This is a genomic window from Streptomyces yatensis, from assembly GCF_018069625.1.
GTDB classification, from domain to species: domain Bacteria; phylum Actinomycetota; class Actinomycetes; order Streptomycetales; family Streptomycetaceae; genus Streptomyces; species Streptomyces yatensis.
The window spans coordinates 9700896-9722234 of sequence record NZ_CP072941.1 but is presented as its reverse complement, the minus strand read 5'-3'; the positions used below and the strand labels follow the sequence as shown (position 1 = coordinate 9722234).

Annotated in this window: 2 protein-coding genes; both read left to right on the top strand. The window is 74.6% G+C overall.

Annotation, left to right across the window (positions count from 1 at the left end):
- The first annotated feature begins 1 nt into the window (after position 1).
- A complete protein-coding gene (locus J8403_RS40485) occupies positions 2 to 20056 on the top strand; it encodes a non-ribosomal peptide synthase/polyketide synthase (RefSeq protein WP_211127530.1) in 20055 nt (6684 codons plus the stop codon).
- On the top strand, positions 20053 to 21309 hold the full coding sequence (locus J8403_RS40480) for an MFS transporter (protein WP_211127529.1): 1257 nt from the start codon (positions 20053 to 20055) through the stop codon (positions 21307 to 21309). The genes J8403_RS40485 and J8403_RS40480 overlap by 4 nt, the downstream gene beginning before the upstream one ends.
- Positions 21310 to 21339 lie beyond the last annotated feature (30 nt).

Here is a 21339-nt window from a genome sequence, read left to right as displayed (position 1 = left end):
CATGACGTCTTCGAGGAACGATCGCGCCGCCGCGCTGCCCGTGGAGCTGCGGGAGGCCCTTCGGCGCCGCCTCGCGGGCAAGGCCGGGCGCACCGACGCCATCCCCCGCGCGGACCGCGCGCGGCCGCTGCCGCTGTCCTTCGCCCAGGAACGGCTGTGGTTTCTGCATACCCTCCAGCCCGAGGAGGCCGGGTACAACAGCGCGGTGGCGCTGCGGCTGACCGGCGCGCTGGACGTGGCGGCGCTCTCCGGGGCGCTGGATGCCCTGGTGGAGCGCCATGAGGCGCTGCGGACCACGTTCGACGACATCGACGGCCGGCCCGCCCAGGTGGTGCGCCCGGCCGCGCCCGTCGCCCTGCCGGTGGCCGACCTCACCGGCGCGGACCGGGGCCCGGGGGCGCTGGACCAACTGCTCCTGGCCGAGTACGCCCGGCCGTTCGATCTGCGCACCGGCCCGCCGCTGCGGGCGCTGCTGATCCGGTCGGCCGAGGACGAGCACGTGCTGCTGCTCACGGCCCATCACATCGTCACCGACGGCTGGTCGATGGGGGTGCTCCAGGACGAGCTGTGTGCGCTGTACGCGGCGGAGCCGCTGCCCCCGGTGCCGGTGCAGTATCCCGACTTCGCCGTGTGGCAGCGGGAGCGGCTCTCGGGGGCCGCGCTGGACCGGCAGCTCGACTACTGGAAGGGGCGGCTGGACGGGGTCGTCCCGCTGGAGCTGCCCACCGACCGGCCCCGGCCCGCGGCGCACACCTCGGCGGGGGCGATGCATGAGTTCACCGTGGACCGCGCCACCGCGGACCGGCTGCGCGCGCTGGCCGCGCGGGAGCGGACCACGCTGTTCACGGCGCTGGTCGCCGCCTGCCAGGGGCTGTTCGCCCGCTGGTCGGGGCAGGACGACATCGCCATCGGCACCGTCACCTCCGGCCGCGGCCGCACCGAACTGGAACGCGCCGTCGGCTTCTTCGTCCATACGGTGGTGCTGCGCTCCACCGTGGACACGGCCCGTTCCTACCGCGAGCTGCTGGCCGACGCCGGGGCCACGGTGCTGGACGCCTTCGCCCACGACGAGACGCCCTACCAGCGGCTGGTGGAGGCCGTGGGGGCGCGCCGGGAGGCGGGCCGCAATCCGCTGTTCGACGTGATGGTGCTGCTGCACAGCGCCCCGCGGAGCGCGCCCCGGCTGTCCGGGCTGGCCGCGGCGAGCGTGGATGTGCCCCGGCAATCGGCCACCTTCGACCTCAGCGTCGAGTTCGTCGAAGACGGGCCGGATGGGGCGGAGCTGCGGGGGCTGCTGGAGTACAGCACCGAGCTGTTCGACACGGCGACCGCCGAGCGGATGGCGGGCCATCTGCTGGTGCTGCTCGACGGGGTGGCCGCCGATCCGGACCGGCCGGTGCGGGAGCTGCCCCTGCTCACGGACGGCGAACGGCGGCGGATGACGGCCGCCGGGCGCGGCCCCGCGCTCGCGGTCCAACCGGCCACGTTCCCGGCGATGTTCGAGGCTCAGGCGGCCCGTACGCCGGAGGCGACGGCGCTGGTGGCCTCCGACGCCACCTACGACTTCGCGGGACTCAACGCGGCCGCCAACCGGCTGGCGCACCATCTGATCGCCCAGGGCGTCGGGCCGGAGCGCGTGGTCGGGGTGAAGCTGCCGCGGACCGCCGACATGGTTGTGGCGATCCTGGCGGTGCTCAAGGCGGGCGGGGTCTATCTGCCCCTCGACCCGGAACTCCCCGCCGAGCGCCTCGCGTTCCTCCTGGCCGACGCCGATCCGGCGCTGGTGCTGGACGAGGACGCCCTGCGCGCCGTCCCCGCCACGCTGCCGACGGCCGATCCCACCGACGCGGACCGGACCGCCGCACTCCACCCCGACGGCGCCGCCTACGTCCTGTACACCTCCGGCTCCACCGGCCGCCCCAAGGGGGTGGCCGTGGAGCACCGGTCGATGGTCAATCTGCTGGTCAGCCATCGGCAGGGCTTTGTGGCGGAGGCGGGCGGGGGGCCGCTGCGCGCGGGGCTGACCGCGTCGTTCTCCTTCGACACCTCGCTGGAGGGGCTGCTGCTGCTGGCGGACGGCCATGAACTGCACCTCGTCGACGAGGCCACCCGGCTCGACCCGGCCGCGCTGGTGGAGCGCATCGCCGAGCACCGCATCGACTTCCTCGACCTCACCCCCTCCTATGTGCGGCAGCTTCTCCCGGCGGGGCTGCTGGACCACCCCCGGCACCGGCCGCGGGTGCTGATGCTGGGTGGCGAGGCCCTCGGCCCGTCGCTGTGGCGGCGGCTGGCGGACACGCCCGGCACGACGGCGTACAACTTCTACGGTCCGACCGAGTGCACCATCGACGCGCTCGCCGCCCGGATCGGCGGCGCCGGGCGGCCGGTGGTGGGCCGGCCGCTGGGCAATCTGCGCGCCCATGTGCTCGACTCGCGGCTCCAGCCGGTGCCGGCCGGGGTGGCGGGTGAGCTGTATCTGGCCGGTGCGCAGGTGGCCCGGGGGTACCGGGGCCGTCCGGGGCTGACCGCGTCCCGTTTCGTGGCCGATCCGTACGGGCCCGCCGGGAGCCGGATGTACCGCACCGGCGACCTGGCCCGCTGGACCGCCGACGGGGAGCTGGACTGCCTCGGCCGCGCGGACGACCAGGTGAAGATCCGGGGCCACCGGATCGAACCGGGCGAGATCGAGGCGGCGTTGCTCGAGCTGCCGTCCGTCGCCGAGACGGCCGTCGTCGCGGTGACCGACGACCGCGGCCACACCCGGCTGGCCGCCTACTACGTGCCCGCCCCGGGCGGTGAGCCGCCCGCCTCCGCCGAACTGCGCGCGGCCCTCGGGCGCACCCTGCCCGGCCATATGGTCCCCGGTGCGTTCGTCGCCCTCGACGCCATGCCGCTCAACTCCAGCGGCAAGCTGGACCGCCGGGCGCTGCCCGCCCCGCGGCTCGACGTGGACCGGCCGGAGGGGACCACCACCGCCCCGCGCACCGAAACCGAGCGGGAGCTCGCCCGGATCTGGGCCGAGGTGCTGGGCGCCCGAGCGGTGGGGGTGAGCGACAACTTCTTCGAGCTGGGCGGCGATTCGATCCTCAGCATCCAGATCGTCTCCCGCGCCCGCCAGGCCGGGCTCGCGCTCACCTCGCGGGATGTCTTCCTGCACCAGACCATCGCCGAGCTGGCCGCCGCCGTGACGCCGCGCGGCGTGCCCCACGCCCCCGGCGACGAGGCGGTGGACGCGGCGGGGCCGGCGCCGCTCACACCGATCCAGCACTGGTTCTTCGCCACCCACGGCCCGCTGCGCCACTTCACCATGTCGATGGTCCTCGATCCGCCGCAGGATCTGGACGAGGGCGCGCTGGAGACCGCGCTGGACGCCGTGGTCGCGCACCACCCCGCCCTGCGCACCCGGTTCGTCCAGGACGACGACGGCGGGTGGCGGCAGTTCGCGGACGGCGCGACCGGCGGGCCGCTGCTGCGCCACCACGATCTGGCCGGGCTCGAGGGGGCCGGGGAGACGGCCGCCGCCGAGGCGGCCGCCGAGGCCGCCCGCGCCGAACTCGACGTGACCACCGGGGCGTTGCTGCGGGGCGTCCTCTTCCGGCGCGGCGCGGGGGCCCGGCCGCGGCTGTTCCTCACCGCACACCATCTCGCCGTGGACAGCGTCTCGTGGCGCATTCTGCTGGGCGATCTGGAGAGCGCCTACCGGCAGGCCGCCGCCGGTGAGCCGGTGCGCCTGGAGCCCGCCTCCACCGCCTTCACCACCTGGGCCACCCGGCTGGGCGAGCGGGTGCGGGAGGGCCGGCTGGACGGCGATCTGGCGTACTGGGAGGGCGTACGGGAGGCGGGCGGCGCGGACCTTCCGGTGGACCGCCCGGGCACGGCCACGGCCGGGTCCACCCACACCGTGCGCGTGACGCTCGACCGCGAGGTCACCGACGGGCTGTTGCGCCGGGTGCCCGGGGTGTACCGGACGCAGATCAACGATGTGCTCCTCAGCGCGCTGGGGCGGGTGCTCGCCGGCTGGACGGGCGAGGACCGGGTGCTGGTGGCCATGGAGGGCCATGGCCGGGAGGAGCTGGACGGGGCCGTCGATCTGTCCCGGACCGTGGGCTGGTTCACCACGCAGTACCCGGTGGCGCTGACGCTGCCCTCAGGCGGCTGGGGCACGGTGCTGAGGTCGGTGAAGGAGCAGTTGCGCGCGCTGCCGCACCGGGGGCTGAGCTATGAGGCGCTGGCGTATCTGAGCGCCCCGGACTCCCCCGCGCGGGCGCTCGCCGACGCGCCGCTGCCGGGCATCTGCTTCAACTACCACGGCCAGTGGGGCTCGGGCGGGGACGGTGGCGCGTTCGCGCTCACCGGGGAGAGCCTGGGGCGGGATCTGGCCGCCGACGAGCCCTCGGTGTATCCGCTCGATGTGTCCGCCGTGGTGGCGGACGGCGAACTGGAGCTGACCTGGCTGTTCTCCGACCGGGTCCATGACGCCGCCACGGTGCGGCGGCTCGCGGACGGCATGCTCACGGCGCTGCGGGAGATCGTGGCGCACTGCGACGGACCGGGCGCGGGCGGCCGGACGCCCTCCGACTTCCCCCTGGCCCGGCTGGACCAGGCCGCCGTCGACCGGCTGGTGGGTGACGGACGGGAGATCGAGGACGTCTATCCGCTGACTCCGCTCCAGGAGGGCATGCTCTTCCACCGGCTGGTCGGCGGCGCGGAGGACGTCTACCTCGACCAGGCCGTGCTGACCCTGGAGGGGGTCCGCGACCCGGAGGCGTTCGCCCGGGCCTGGCAGGAGACGGTGGACCGCACCCCGGTGCTCCGCAGTGGCGTCGTCTGGGAGGGTGTGGAGCGGCCGTTGCAGCTCGTCCGCCACCGGGCCGAGGTGCCCGTGACCCATCTGGACTGGCGCGGGCTGTCCGATGAGCGGCGGGAGGCCGAGCTGGAGCGGTTCCGCGCCGAGGACCTGGCCCTGGGCATCGATCTGGCCGCGCCGCCGCTGATGCGGCTGGCCATCGCCCGGCTGGCCGACGCCCGGGTGGCGCTGATCTGGACCTCGCACCATCTGGTCCTGGACGGCTGGAGCCTGGCGCAGGTGTTCACCGAGGTGTGCGAGCGGTACACCGCGGCCGCCCGGGGCCATGCCCCGGCGCTCCCCGCCCGCCGGCCGTTCCGCGACTATCTGCAGTGGCTGGCCGGGCAGGACGGCCAGGAGGCCGAGCGCCACTGGCGGGACCTTCTCGCGGGCTTCACCGCGCCGACCCCGCTCCCCCGCGACCGCGTGGCCGTGGAGTCCCACCGCGCCCGGTCCTCGGCGACCGTGGCGGTGGCGCTCACCCCCGAGGTGTCGGAGGCGCTGCGCCGCACGGCCCGCGGCGGCGGCCTGACCGTCAACACGATCGTGCAGGGCGCCTGGGCCCTGCTGCTGGCCCGGTACGGCGGTGTGGAGGACGTGGTCTTCGGCACCACCGTCTCGGGCCGTCCGGCGGAGCTGGCCGGGGTCGAGTCGATGGTGGGGATGTTCATCAACACCCTGCCGACCCGGGTCCGGGTGGACGCCGCCCGGAACACCGGTGACTGGCTGCGGGAGCTCCAGATGGCGCAGTCCGCGTCCCGGCGCCATGAATCCGTCTCGCTGGCGCAGGTGTCGGGCTGGAGCGAACTGCCGCCCGGGACACCGCTCTTCGACTCCATGGTGGCCTTCGAGAACTACCCCTTCGACGACTCCTCGGCGCGCGAGGCGGGGCTGCGGATCGTCGAGGTGCGATCCGTCGACGCGACCAACTTCGGGCTGAGTCTGCGGGCGCATCTCTCCGACCGGCTGGGCTTCGACCTCGGCTATGACCCGGGGCTGTTCGACGCCCGGACCGCGGCCGCGCTCGCCGACCGGCTGTGCCTGCTGCTCACGGCGATCGCGGCGGACACCGACCGTCCGCTGCGGGCGCTGCCGTGGACCACCGGCGAGGAGCGCCGGCGGATCCTGGTGGAGTGGGGCGGCGGCGCGGCACCGGCGGCACCGGAGCGGACCCTGGTGGAGCTGTTCGAGGAGCAGGCCGCCCGCACTCCCGGGGCCATCGCCGTCTCCTGCGCCGGGGAATCGCTGTCGTACGCCGAACTCGACGCGCGGGCGGGCCGGTTGGCGCACCGGTTGTTCGCCGAGGGCGCCGGGCGGGAGCGGTATGTGGCGCTGGCGCTGCCCCGTTCGCCGGAGATGATCGTGGCGATCGTGGCGGTGCTGAAGACGGGGGCGGCCTATCTGCCGCTCGACCCGGACCAGCCGTCCGGCCGGATCGCCCGGATGCTCGCCGACGCCGAACCGGCCGTCCTGCTGGCCACCGCCGCCCTGGAGGCGCGGCTGGCCGAGGACGACGATGCCCTCACCGCCGTGGCCCGGCTGTGCCTGGACGACCCCGCTCTGATGGCCGATCTGGAGCGCCGGCCCGCCGCCGTCCCGGCCGGTTCGGGGCCGCTGCCGGACAGCCCCGCCTACGCCATCTACACCTCCGGGTCCACGGGTGTGCCCAAGGGAGTGGTGATCCCGCACGCCAATGTGGTCCGGCTGTTCTCCCGGACCCATGCGTGGTTCTCGTTCGACGCGAGCGATGTGTGGACGCTGTTCCACAGTTACGCCTTCGACTTCTCCGTGTGGGAGATCTGGGGGCCGCTGCTGCACGGCGGCCGGCTCGTGGTCGTGCCGTACGCCGTCTCGCGCTCCCCGGAGGAGTTCCTGCGGCTGCTGGCGGACGAGCGGGTGACGGTGCTCAGCCAGACGCCGTCCGCCTTCCAGGGGCTGATGCGCGCGGACGAGGAGAACCCCGGGGCCCCGCTCGCGCTGCGCCGGGTGGTGTTCGGCGGTGAGGCGCTCGACGCGCGGCGGCTGGCGGGCTGGTACGCGCGGCATCCGGACACCGCGCCGGTGCTGGTCAACATGTACGGGATCACCGAGACCACCGTGCATGTCACCTACGCCCCGCTCGACCGCGCCACCGCGTCCGCCGCGGCGGCCACCGGGAGCGCCATCGGCACCGGCATTCCCGACTTGCGGGTGTACGTGCTGGACGAGGGTCTTCGGCCGGTGCCGCCGGGGGCGGTCGGCGAGCTGTATGTGGCGGGGGCCGGGCTCGCCCGGGGCTATCTGCGCCGGCCGGGGCTGACCGCGTCCCGTTTCGTGGCCGATCCGTACGGGCCCGCCGGGAGCCGGATGTACCGCACCGGCGACCGGGCCCGGTGGAGCGCGGACGGGGAGCTGGAGTATCTGGGCCGCGCCGACGACCAGGTGAAGATCCGCGGTTTCCGGATCGAGCCCGGGGAGATCGAGGCCGCCCTGGCCGCCCATCCGCGGGTCGGCGACGCGGTGGTGACCGCGCGGGAGGACCAGCCCGGGGTGCGGCGGCTGGTGGCGTATGTGGTGGCCGCCGGTGCGGCCGCGCCACCGGACGCCGCCGAGCTGCGGGAGTTCCTTCAGCGGTCGCTGCCCGCACAGATGATTCCGGCGGCGTTCATGCCGCTGGACGCGCTGCCGCTGACCGTCAACGGCAAGCTGGACCGGGGCGCGCTGCCCGCGCCCGGCCCGGACGGCTTCGCGGCGAGCGCCGAACGGATCGCCCCGCGCACCGAGGCCGAGCGTACGGTGGCGCGGGTGTGGGCCGAGGTCCTCCCGGTCGAGGAGGCCGGGGCCACGGACGACTTCTTCGCCCTGGGCGGCGATTCGATCCTGGCCATCCGGGTGGCTTCCCGGCTGCGCACGGCCTTCGGCACGGACGTCACCCCGCGCGCGCTGTTCACCCACACCACCGTGGCCGAGCTCGCCGCCGCGCTGACCGCGCCCGGGGAGGGCGGGAGCGCGGACACCATCCCCGGCAGCGCGGACACCATCCCGGCCGTGCCACGGGACGGCGAGCTGCCGCTGTCCTTCGCGCAGGCGCGGCTGTGGTTCCTGGACTCCTTCGACGACGGCGGTACGGAGTATGTGACGCCGTTCGCGCTGCGGCTGCGCGGCCATCTGGACACCGCCGCCCTGCACACCGCCCTGGACGGTCTGGTGGCCCGGCACGAGCCGCTGCGCACCACCTTCGCCGAGGTGGACGGCCGCGGGGTGCAGCGGGTGCACGACCCGTACCCGGTGGCACTGCCCCCGCACGACCTCACGGACCGTCCCGCGGCCGACCGTGAGCGGGAGCTGGCGCGGCTGCTGGAGCGGGAGGGCGCCACCCCCTTCGACCTGCGCACCGGGCCGCTGCTGCGGGCGTCGCTGATCCGGCTGGACGACGAGGAACACGTGCTCACCCTGACGATGCACCACATCGTCACCGACGGCTGGTCCACGGCCGTCATCGGCGCCGATCTGAGCGAGCTGTACGGCGCGGCGGTCATGGCACGACCGCCCGCGCTCGCCCCGCTGCCGCTGGGTTACGCCGACTACGCGGCGTGGCAGCGCGATCCGCTCGGCGGCGCGGCGGCGGTGGAGCCGCAGCTGGAGTACTGGCGGGCGCGGCTGGCCGAGCTGGCGCCGCTGGAGCTGCCGACCGACCGTCCGCGGCCGGCCGTACAGACCAAGAATGGGGCGCTGCTGGAGTTCACCCTGCCCGCCGGGCTGGTGGAGCGGCTGCGCGCGGCCGGGCGGCGCGGCGATGCCACCCTCTTCATGACACTCCTCGCCACCTGCCAGGTGCTCCTCGCCCGCTGGTCGGGCCAGCGGGACATCGCGGTGGGCACCGTGACCTCGGGACGGGAGCGCCCCGAACTGGAGCAGCTGGTCGGGATGTTCGTGAACACGCTGGTGCTGCGCACCGCCGTGGACACCGACCAGCCGTTCGAGGAAGTGCTCACCCGGGTGCGGGCCACCGTGCTGGACGCCTTCGCCCATCAGGACGTGCCGTTCGAGCGGATCGTGGACGCGCTCCAGCCGGAGCGGGACACCAGCCGCACCCCGCTCTTCCAGGTCATGGTGGCGCTGCACAATCTGGGCGCCGAGGTGCCGGATCTGCCCGGGCTCAGCGTGGAGGCCGTCCGGGTTCCGGGCCGGACCGCCGGTTTCGATCTGGGCTTCGACTTCGTGGAGCACCTCGGCGCCCTGACCGGCTTCGTGGAGTACAACACCGATCTGTTCGACGCGGCCACCGTGGAGCGGATGACCCGCCAGCTGCGGCTGCTGCTGGAAGCGGTGGCCGAGGACCCGGGGCTGCGGGTGGGCGAACTGCCGCTGCTGACCAGCGAGGAGCGGCGGACGGTGCTGGAGGAGTGGAACGACACCGCGCTCGCGGTGGCGGACACCACCTTCCCCCGTCTCTTCGAGGAGCAGGCCGCCCGCACCCCGGGCGCCACCGCGCTGGTGGCCCCCGACGCCACCTACGACTTCGCGGGGCTCAGCGCCCGCGCCAACCGGCTGGCCCACCAGCTGATCGCCCTCGGCGTGGGACCGGAGAAGGTGGTCGCGGTCAGGCTTCCGCGCACCGCCGATCTGCTGGTGGCCCTGCTCGCCCTCCTCAAGGCGGGCGGTACGCATCTGTACATCGACCCCGAACTGCCCACAGAACGCGCACGATTCCTGCTGGAGGACGCGGCACCCGAGGTCGTCCTCACCCCCGAGGTCCTGCGGGACGCGCCCCTGGAGGCCCTGCCGGACACCGATCCCACCGATGCGGACCGGCTGTCCCCGCTGCTCCCCGGGCACACCGCGTACATCACCTACACCTCGGGGTCCACCGGCCGCCCCAAGGGTGTCGCCGTCGAACACCGCCAGCTGGTCAACCTCTGCCTCGACCACGCGGCCGAGCTCATCGCACCGCATCAGGCCGAGGCGGGCCGTCCGCTGCGCGCGGCGCTGACCGCCGCCTTCTCCTTCGACACGTCCTGGGAGGGCGCGGTGTTCCTGGCCGCGGGCCAGGAGGTGCATCTGGTCGACGACGCGGTACGGCTCGACCCGGCCGCCCTCGTTGCGCTGATCGACACCCGTGGCGTGGACTTCGTCGACCTCACCCCGTCGTACCTCCATGAACTGATGGCGGCCGGGCTGTTCGCCCAGGGTCGCCACCGCCCCCGGATCGTCATGGTGGGCGGCGAAGCCCTCGGGGCGGCGCTGTGGCGGGAGCTGCGCGCGGTGCCGGGCGTGGCGGCGTACAACTTCTACGGGCCCACCGAATGCACGGTGGACGCGGTCTACGGCGACCTGGCCGGTCTCGGCGAGCGTCCGCTCATCGGACGGCCCGGCCGCAATCTGCGGGCGTACGTCCTGGACGGCGCGCTGCGGCCGGTGCCGCCTGGTGTCCCCGGTGAGCTCCATCTGGCCGGGGCCCAGGTAGCCCGCGGCTATCTGCGCCGCCCCGGACTCACCGCGGGGCATTTCGTCGCCGACCCGTACGGCCCGCCCGGCGGCCGGATGTACCGCACCGGCGACCGGGCGCGCTGGACGGCGGACGGGGCGCTGGAGTTCCTCGGCCGCGCCGACGACCAGCTCAAGATCCGTGGGCTGCGGATCGAGCCCGGGGAGATCGAGGCCGCGCTGCTGGACCATCCGGCGGTCCAGGAGGCGGTGGTCGTGGCCCGCGAGGACACCGGCCACCGGCGGCTGGTGGCCTATCTGGTGGCCGCCGGTCCCGCCGACTCCCCCGCCTTGGACGCCGCTTCGCCCGCTGAGGCCGCCGATTTCCCCGACCCGGTGGAGCTGCGTGCCCGGCTCAGGCGCACCCTGCCCGACTACATGGTCCCGGCCGCCTTCGTGACGCTGGCGCGGATGCCCCGCACCGACAGCGGCAAGGTCGACCGGCGGGCGCTGCCCGCTCCCCCCGACCGGCCGGAGCAGGGCGCGCCGTATGTGGCGCCCCGCACCCCTGCCGAGACGGTGCTGGCGGGCGTCTGGGCCGAGGCGCTGGGCGTCCCCCGGGTGGGCGTGGAGGACAACTTCTTCGCCCTGGGCGGGGATTCGATCCTCAGCATCCAGATCGTCTCCCGCGCCCGCCAGGCCGGGCTGACCCTCACCTCCAAGGACGTCTTCCGCCACCAGACCGTCGCCGAACTCGGGTTGAGCGTCGAGACCACCGGGCGGCAGCCGCTTCCGGAGCCGGCCGGGGCGGTGGCCGGACCGGCGCCGCTGACCCCGATCCAGCACTGGTATCTGGACGGGCGGCGGCCCGGCGAGCGGCACCACTTCACCATGAGCCACCGGCTGGAGCTCACCGGCGACCTCGACGAGACCGCCCTGCGGCAGGCGGTGGACGCCCTGGTGGCGCAGCACGCGGCGCTGCGCACCCGCTTCCTGGCCGTCGACGGGCGGTGGCGGCAGGAGGTCCTTCCCGCCGCCCCCGACGGGGTCCTGGAGCGGCACGACCTGTCGGGTCTGGACGACGCGGCACGCGCCGCCGCCGTACGGGAGGCCACCGTCGCGGCCCAGACGGGGCTGGACATCGCCGAGGGGGCCGTACTGCGGGTGCTGCTGTTCACCTTCGGCCCCGGGCGGCCGTCCGAGCTGCTGCTCACCGCCCACCATCTGGTGGTGGACGGCGTCTCCTGGCGGGTGCTGCTCGGCGATCTGGAGACCGCCTACCGCAGCGCCGCCGCCGGTGGCGCGGCCACCCTGCCCCCGCCGAGCAGCGCCTTCACCCGGTGGGCCGCCCGGCTGGCGGAACACGTGCGCTCCGGCGGCCTCGACGGCGATCTGGCGTACTGGACGGGCGTGGCGCGCTCCGCGCCCGCCGCGCTCCCCGTCGACCGTGAGGGCCCCAACACCCATGAGACGGCGGCCACCGTGACCACCGTCCTCGGCCGTGCCGAGACCGAGGCGCTGCTGCGTCAGGTCCCCGGTGTCTACCGGACGCGGATCGACGATGTGCTGCTGGGCGCGCTCGGCCGGGCGCTGGCGCGCTGGACCGGTGGGGACACGGTGCTGATCGGCGTGGAGGGACACGGCCGCGAGGATCTCTTCGAGGACCTGGATCTCTCCCGGACGGTCGGCTGGTTCACCTCCGAATACCCGCTCGCGCTGGCCGTCGACGCCGGGGCGGGGTGGCGCGACACCCTCCGGTCCGTCAAGGAGCAGCTGCGCGCCGTCCCGCACCACGGGCTCGGCTACGGCGCGCTGCGCCATCTGGCCCCCGAAGGCTCCCCGGCCGGGGAGCTGCGGGGCGGCCCGTCGCCGCAGATCGTCTTCAACTACCACGGCCAGTGGGAGGTGGCGGCGGACGACGACGGCGCTGCCCCCGGCCTCTACCGTGCCGCCCTCCCCGTGACCGGCCAGGACGCCCCGCCCGGGGAGACCCGCCCATGTCTGCTGGAGGTCACCGGCGCGGTCCAGGACGGCCGTCTGGAGCTGGGCTGGAGCTATCCGGCCCGGATATACGACGAGGCGACCGTGCGGCGGCTCGCGGACGACTGTCTGGCCGCGCTGAAGGAGATCGTGGCGCACTGCGCGGAGCCCGGCGCGGGCGGGCGCACACCGTCCGACTTCCCGCTCGCCCGGCTCGACCAGCGCCAGGTGGACCTGATCGCCGGTGACGGCGGTGCGGTGGAGGACATCTATCCGCTGACCCCGCTCCAGGCCGGCATGCTCTTCCACGGCCTCGTGGACAGCGGTGCCACCGGTGGCGCCTACTTCGACCAGATCGCCATCCGGATCGGCGGGATCGCCGACCCGGACGCCTTCGCGGCCGCCTGGCAGCGGGTGGTGGACCGTACGCCGGTGCTGCGCAGCTCCGTGCGCTGGGAGGGGCTCGCCGAGCCCGTCCAGCTCGTCCACCGCCAGGCCGAACTGCCCACCACGCGCCTGGACTGGCGGGAGCTGACGCCGTCCGCGCGGGAGGAGGCGCTGGGCCGGCTGCTGGCCGAGGACCGCGCCGCCGGGATGGAGCTCACGTCGGCCCCGCTCAGCCGGATCGCGGTGGCCCGGCTGCCCGATGACGAGGTCATGCTGGTGTGGACGTCGCACCATCTGATGCTCGACGGCTGGAGCACCGGCCAGATCTTCGCCGAGGTGTGCGAGACCTACGCCGCCCTCGTCGCCGGGCGCACACCGCGGCCGATCGCGCGCCGGCCCTTCCGGGACTTCCTGCGCTGGCTGCGCGGACAGGACCAGGAGCGGGCGGAGCACCACTGGCGCGGGGTGCTGGCGGGCTTCGGCGCCCGCACGCCGCTGCCGTACGACCGGCCGCCCCGGGAGGCGCACCGCACCACCTCGACCGCGCTGACCCGGCTGGAGCTGACCGAGGAGGTGTCCGCCCGGCTGCGGGAGACCGCGCGCGGCGGCGGGCTGACGGTCAACACAGTGGTGCAGGGGGCGTGGGCGCTGCTGCTGTCGCGGTACGGCGGTGAGCGCGACGTGGTGTTCGGCACCACCGTCTCGGGCCGCCCGGAGGGGCTGCCGGGCGTGGAGACGATGGTCGGCATGTTCATCAACACGGTCCCCACCCGTGCCGTGGCCGAGGGCGGCCGTGAGGTGGTGGAGTGGCTGCGGGAGCTTCAGGAGCAGCAGAGCGAGTCCCGCCGCTTCGACTTCGTCGCCCTCCCCCGGATCCAGGCCCTCAGCGCGCTCCCGGCCGGTGAGGCGCTCTTCGACAGCATGGTGGTGTTCGAGAACTACCCCTTCGACGAGGCGTCGGCGGCCGGTGCCGGGATCCGTGTCCGGGAGGTGCGGGCCGAGGACGCCACCAGTTTCCCGCTGTGTCTGCGCGCCTATCTCGGCGACCGGCTGGGCTTCGACATCGCCTACGATCCGGCGCTGTTCGACGCGGCCACGGTGGAGCGGACGGCGGACCATCTTCGGACGCTGCTGACCGGGATCGCGGACGGCGCCGGACGGTCGCTGGACGAGCTGCCGCTGCTGACGGCGGCGGAGCGCCTCCGGGCGGTACGGGAGTGGAACGCCACCTCCCGCCCGCTGCCGGAGGGCTCGCTGGCCGAGCTGTTCGCCGAGCGGGCCCGCCGTGCCCCGGACGCCGTCGCCGTCACCGACGGCGCCACTTCGCTCAGCTATGCCCAACTCGACGACTGGGCGGGCCGGTTGGCGGGACACCTGCTGCGGTGCGGGGTGCGGCCGGAGGACCGGGTGGCGCTGCTCATGGACCGGTCGGTGGAGCTGGTCGTGGCCCAGCTCGCGGTGGTCAAGGCCGGTGGGGTGTACGTCCCGGTGGACGTCCGCGCCCCGGGCGATCGGCGGCGGACGCTGCTGGACCAGGCGGGCGCCGCGGTCGTGCTGACGCCGGAGGAGGTGGCCGCCGCGCGGGAGGGCGAGCCGATGGCGCAGGTGGTGCCGGTGCACCGGGACCAGTTGGCGTATGTGATGTTCACCTCCGGGTCGACCGGTGTGCCCAAGGCCGTGGGGGTGCGCCACCGCGATGTGGCGGCGCTCGCCCTCGACCGCGCCTTCGCCGGTGGCGGCCACGAGCGGGTGCCGCTGCATTCGCCGGTGGCGTTCGACGCCGCCACCTACGAGATGTGGGTGCCGCTGCTGGGCGGTGGCCGGGTGGTGGTGACACCGGGCGAGCTGGACGCCGCGGCGGTGCGCGGGCTGGTGGCCGGGCAGGGGATCACCGGGCTGTGGCTGACCGCCGGGCTGTTCCGGCTGCTGGCACAGGACACGCCGGACTGCTTCACGGGGCTGCGCGAGGTGTGGACGGGCGGCGACGTGGTGCCCGCGGCCTCGGTGCGCCGGGTGCTGGAGCACTGCCCCGGACTGACCGTGGTGGACGGGTACGGGCCGACCGAGACGACGACCTTCGCCACGTCCTTCCCGATGTCCCGCGCCGACGAGGTGCCCGAGGTGGTGCCGATCGGCCGCCCGCTGGACAACATGCGGGTCCACGTCCTGGATGCGCGGCTGCGGATCGTGCCGCCGGGCGTGGTCGGGGAGCTTTTCGTCGCCGGGGAAGGGGTGGCGCGTGGCTACCTCGGCCGTCCCGGTCCGACCGCCGCGGCGTTCCTCGCCGATCCGTACGGGCCCGCCGGGGAGCGGATGTACCGCACCGGCGATCTGGCGCGCCGGCGGCCGGACGGCACGGTGGAGTTCCTCGGCCGCGCCGATGACCAGGTCAAGGTCCGTGGCTTCCGGATCGAACCGGGCGAGGTGGAGGGGGTGCTGGCCGGGCATCCGGAGGTGGCGGATGTCGCCGTGGTCGCCCGGAGCGGCGGTCCCGGCGGGAAGCGGCTGGTGGCCTACGTGGTGGCCGGTGGCGACGGGGCGGTGGACGGTGAGCGGCTGCGGGCGTACGCGGCGGAGCGGCTCCCGGACTATATGGTGCCGTCCGCCGTCGTCCCCCTGGACGCGCTGCCGCTCGGCCCCACCGGAAAGCTGGACCGCGCGGCGCTGCCCGCCCCGGGCCAGGACATCCGCCGTACGCCCTACCGCGCGCCGCGCGCGGGGACCGAACAGGCCGTGGCGGCGGTGTGGGCCGAGGTGCTGGAGGTGGAACGGGTCGGCGCCGGGGACAACTTCTTCGAGCTCGGCGGCGACTCGATCCTCTCCATCCGGCTCACCTCACGGCTGCGGGAGGTGCTCGGGGTGGAGCCCTCGCCCCGCCTGGTGTTCACCCATCCGACCGTCGCCGCCCTGGCCGAGGCGCTCGGTGGCGCGGACGGCCGCGCCGAGGACCGGCCCGCCCCGATCACCCCGGTGGCCCGGGACGGTGAGCTGCCGCTGTCGTATCCGCAGCAACGCCTGTGGTTCCTGGACTCCTTCGCACCGGACAGCGCCGAGTACATCACCCCGCTGGCGCTGCGGATGCGCGGCGCCCTCGATGTGGACGCGCTCGGCGCGGCGCTCACCGCGCTGGTGGCCCGGCATGAGTCGCTGCGGACCACCTTCGACGCGGTGGACGGCCGTGGCGTGCAGATCGTGCACGACCCCTGGGAGATCCGGCTCGAGCCGTACGATCTGTCCCACCTCCCCGCCGACGGGCGGGAGGCGGAGCTGGTGGAGCTGCTGGCGTACGAACGGGCGCGCCCGTTCGATCTGCGGCGCGGACCGCTGCTGCGCACCCGGCTGATCCGGCTCGGCGCCCAGGAGCATGTGCTGAGCCTGACGTTGCACCACATCATCACCGACGGCTGGTCCACCGGTGTGCTCACCGGCGATCTGCGGGAGCTGTACCGGGCGGCGCTGAGCGGTGAGCCCGCGGCGCTCCCCCCGCTGCCGGTGCACTACGCGGACTTCGCCGCCTGGCAGCGCGCCGAGCTCACCGCTCCCCGCGCGGATGAGGAACTGGCTTACTGGACACGCCAGTTGGCCGGGGTGCCGCCGCTGGAGCTGCCCACCGACCGGCCCCGGCCCGCGGTGCGGACGAAGAACGGCGCGACCGTGGAGTTCGCGGTGCCCGCCGAGGTGAGCCTGCGCCTCAAGGAGTTCGGGCACACGCGGGGCACCACCCTGTTCATGACGCTGGTGGCGGCGTCCCAGATCCTGCTGGCGCGGCTGTCGGGCGGGCGGGACATCGCCGTGGGCACCGTCACCTCGGGTCGGGAGCGCCCCGAGGTGGAGCGGCTGATCGGCTTCTTCGTCAACACACTCGTGCTGCGCTCCACGGTCGATCCGCGGGCCCGGTTCGGGGACTTCCTGGCCGAGGTGCGCGGCACCGTCCTGGACGCGTTCGCCCATCAGGCGGTGCCGTTCGAGCGGGTGGTGGACGAGGTGCGGCCGGTCCGGGACACCAGCCGGACCCCGCTGTTCCAGGCGATGGTGGTGCTGCAGAACGCCCCGGGCCGGGCGCTGGAGCTGCCCGGTCTGGAGCTGGCGGATGTGGAGCTGGAGACCGACACCGCCGCCTTCGACCTCACCTTCGAGTTCGCCGAGGCCGAGGGGGGCGTGCTGCGCGGGCTGATCGGCTACAGCACCGATCTGTTCGACGCCTCGACCGTGGAGCGGATGGGCACGGCCCTGCGGGCGCTGCTCGCCGGGATCGCCGAGGATCCGCGGCGGCCGGTGGGCGCGCTGCCGCTGACCACCCCGGCCGAGCTGCGGCGCACCCTGGTGGAGTGGAACGACACCCGGCGGGAGGTGGAGCGGGCCACGCTGCGCGAGCTGTTCGAGCGGCAGGCGGCCGTCTCCCCGGATGCCACGGCCGTGCGGTACGGGAAGGGCGATCTCACCTTCGCCGAGCTGGAGACGGCCGCGAACCGGCTGGCGCACCGGCTCATCGGCCAGGGTGTGGGGCCGGAGCGCCTGGTGGCGCTGGTGCTGCCGCGTTCGGTGGAGATGCTGGTGGCGCAGCTGGCGGTGGCGAAGGCGGGCGGTGCGTTCCTGCCGGTCGACCCCGGCTATCCCGAGGAGCGGGTGGCGTTCATGCTGCGGGACGCCGCGCCCTCGGTGGTGCTCGACGGCGCGGCGTCGGTGTGGGCCGAGGAGGGCCCGGCCGGGCCACCGCCAAGGCGTGGCCTGACGCCGGACCATCCGGCGTATGTCATCTACACCTCCGGCTCCACCGGTGTGCCCAAGGCGGTCGTGGTCACCCATGCGGGGCTGGCCAGTTTCTCGGCGGCCGCGGCCGCGCACTACGACGTGCGGGCCGGGGACCGTGTGCTGCAGTTCTCCTCCCCCAGCTTCGACGCCTCCGTCCTGGAGCTGTGCGTCTCGCTGCCCCGTGGCGCGGCGCTGGTGATCGGTGACGAGGGCCCGCTGCTGGGCGAGCGGCTGGCCGAGGTGCTCGGCGGGCAGCGGATCACCCATGCGCTGATCCCCCCGGCCGCGCTGGCCACCGTGCCGGAGGCGGCGTGGCGGGCGGGGCTGCCGGATCTCAAGACCCTGATCGTCGGCGGTGACGCCTGCTCCGCCGAGCTGGTGGACCGCTGGGCGCCGGGCCGGCGCCTGGTCAACTCCTACGGCCCGACGGAGGCCACGGTGGTGAGCACCTGGTCCGGGCCGCTCACGGCGGGGTCGGGGGCGCCGCCGATCGGCAGGCCGATCGCGAACACCCGGGTCTATGTGCTGGACGAGGCGCTGCGCCCGGTGCCGGTGGGCGTGGCCGGGGAGCTGTATGTGGCGGGCGCAGGTCTGGCGCGCGGCTATCTGGGCCGCCCGGGGCTGACCGCCGGGCGGTTCGTGGCCGATCCGTTCGGCCCGGCGGGCGGCCGGATGTACCGCACCGGCGATGTGGTGCGGTGGACCGGCGAGGGCGAGCTGAGGTTCCTGGGCCGGGCCGATGACCAGGTCAAGGTGCGGGGCTTCCGGATCGAACTCGGCGAGGTGGAGAGCGCGCTGCGGCGCAGTCCGGAGGTGCGGGAAGCGGTGGTCGCCGTGCGGGAGACCGACCCGACGCCGGAGCAGCCCTCCGGCGGGAAGCGCCTGGTGGGCTATGTCGTCCCGGCGCCGGGCGCCTCGCCGACCGCCGCCTCGCTGCGCGACGCCCTGGGCCGGACCCTGCCGTCCCATATGGTGCCGTCGGCGTTCGCCACCCTGGACGCCCTTCCGCTCACCGCCCACGGCAAGGTCGACCGGCGGGCCCTGCCCGATCCGGATCCGGCACCCGTCACCTCCGGCGCGGGCCATGTCGCCCCGCGCACCCCGATGGAGCACCGGATCGCGGACATCTGGGCGGATGTGCTCGGTCTGGAACGGGTGGGCGTGGAGGACAACTTCTTCGACCTCGGCGGGGATTCCATCCTCAGCATCCAGGTGGTCTCCCGCGCCCGCCAGGCCGGGCTCCGGCTGACCACCAAGGATCTGTTCGCTCATCAGTCGGTGGCCGCGCTCGCCACGGTGGCCACGGCCGAGCGGGACGAGGGCCCCGCGGCGCCGGTCACCGGATCGCTTCCGCTCACCCCCATCCAGCGCTGGTTCTTCGCCACCCACACCGTGAATCCGCGCCACTTCAACCAGTCCACCCTGCTGGAGCTGCACCAGGAGCCGGACGAGAAGGCGCTGGAGGGGGCGCTGGCCGCGCTGCTGGTCCACCATGACGCGCTGCGCACCCGGTTCACCGAGGACGGCGGCGAGTGGCGGAGCCACGTCCCCGAGCCGGAGTCCGAGGTCACCGTCCTGGACCGCCATGACCTGTCCGGTCTGCCGGCGCGGGAGGCGGACGCGGCGATGGAGAAGGCGGCCGACGCGCTCCACGCGGGCTTCGACCTCGGCCAAGGGCCGCTGCTGAAGGCCGCGCTGTTCCGCTTCGGCGCGGACCGGCGGCCGTTCCTCTTCCTGACCGCGCATCATCTGGTCATCGACGGGGTGTCCTGGCGGATCCTGCTGGACGATCTGGACATCGCCTATCAGCAGGGCGTACGGGGCGAACTCGTGGACCTCGGCTCCAGGACCACCGCCTTCCGCGACTGGGCGCGGGGGCTCGCCGAGCATGTCGCGGGCGGCGCCCTGGACCATGAGGCCGACCACTGGTGCGGAGCGCTCGACGCCCGGCCACTGCCGGTCGACCACCAGGTGGCGGCGCCGGGGGCCGAGATCCGTACGGTGCCGGTCGAGCTCGGCGAACGGGACACCGAGGCGCTGCTGCGCGCGGCGCCCACCGCCTATCGCACCCGGATCAACGATGTGCTGCTCGCGGCCCTCGCGCTGGCGCTGTCCCGCTGGACGGGCCAGGAGCGGGTCTCCGTGGAGCTGGAGGGCCATGGGCGCGAGGACATCCTGGACGGGGTCGATCTCTCCCGTACGGTGGGCTGGTTCACCACCATGTACCCGGTCTCCTTCGAGCTGCCGGACATCCCCGAGGACGGACCGGCCGACTGGCGCGGTCTGGTCAAATCGGTCAGGCGGCGGCTGCGGACCGTCCCCGGCAACGGCTTCGGCTTCGGGGCGCTACGGGCCTTCGGCCCGCCGGAGCTGCGCGAGCGGCTGTCCCGCGACGGCACCGGGCCGCAGATCGTCTTCAACTACCTGGGCCAGTGGGACGCCCGGTCGGCGCGGTCGCAGGGCGGGCTGGTGCACGCCGAGCACGGGTCGTTCGGCCAGGACCACGATCCACGCGAGGGCGGTTCCCATCTGCTGGAGGTGGTGGGCGCGGTGCAGGACGGCCGGCTCGGCTTCACCTGGCGCTACCGCCCCGATGTGCACGAGAGGACGACCGTGGAGGCGGTGGCCGGGGACTTCGCGGAGGCGCTGCGCCGGATCGCCGAGGACTGCCGGGGCGCCGTATGACCGCGGCCCCGCCGGTGTCCCCGCCGGTCCCCCTCTCGCGCAACCGGGACTACCGGCTGCTGTGGGGCAGTCAGGCGCTCTCGGAGTTCGGCTTCCACGCGGCGGTGATCGCGTTTCCGCTGCTGGTCCTCGCGCTCACCGGCTCCGGCGCCGCCTCCGGTCTGGTCATGGGCACCATCGCCGCCGCGCAGATGGTGGTGGGGCTTCCGGCGGGTGTCCTGGTGGACCGCTACGACCGCAAGGCCATCATGCTGGGCTGCGAGGCGGCCCAGGCGGTCTCCGCGATCAGCCTGGTGGTCGCGGTGTGGGCCGGTGCGGCCACCGTCTGGCACATGGTGGCGGTGGCGGCGGTGTTCGGGGCGAGCGCGGCGCTCTTCGAACCGGCGGAGAACGCGTCGCTGCCGGCCCTGGTGGCGGACGACCATCTGCCCACGGCGGTGGCGATGAACACCGCACGTGCCTCGATGGGCCAGCTGGCGGGCACCGCGACCGGCGGATTCCTGTTCGCCGTGGGGCGGTTCGTTCCCTTCCTGGTGGACGCCGTGACGCATACGCTCTCCTTCGTCGCGCTGCTCTTCGTCAGGCTGCCCCGGCGCGAGCGGCCCCCCGGCGGGGTGGGCCCGCTGGGCCGTGAGGCGCTGGCCGGGCTGCGGTGGGTGTGGGGGGAGCGCAGGATCCGGGTCACCGTGGCGTGCGCGGTGGTGCTCAATCTGTTCTTCAGCGCCTTCTATCTCGTCGTCATCGTGCTCGCCGAGTCCCGGGGGGTGCCCTCCGGGGAGGTCGGTGTGATGGCGGCCATGCTCGGGGTGGGCGGGGTGGCCGGTGCGCTGGTGGCGCCCGTACTGCACCGGCGGCTGGGTTCGTACGGCGCCATCGTCGCGGTGTTCTGGGCCCTGGCCGTGTTCGCCCCGGTCACCGTGCTGGTGGACAGCGGCTATCTCATCGGGGTGCTGTTCGCCCTGATGGCGCTGTTCCCGCCGACGGCCAACACCGCGATCATGACCGATCAGCTGCTGCGCACCCCGGACGGGCTGCGCGGCAGGCTCACCAGCACGCTCGTGCTGGCCTGCGGTGCCGCGGGCGCGGCCGGTCCCGCGCTGGGCGGATCGCTCGCCCAGATCGTGCCGGGCGACCGGGCGATCCTGCTCTGCGCCGCGGGGATGGCCGCCGCGGCCGTCCTGGCCACCGCCAGCCCGACCCTGCGCACGCTGTCCCGGCGCCATGAGGAGGGGCAGCCGACCCAAGCCGACTGACCGTCACCCGTCATCCGTCACCGCACCGAC

Coding starts and splice junctions, on each gene's coding strand:
- J8403_RS40485 (WP_211127530.1), top strand. CDS start 2: ATGACGTCTTCGAGGAACGATCGCGCCGCCGCGCTGCCCGTGGAGCTG.
- J8403_RS40480 (WP_211127529.1), top strand. CDS start 20,053: ATGACCGCGGCCCCGCCGGTGTCCCCGCCGGTCCCCCTCTCGCGCAAC.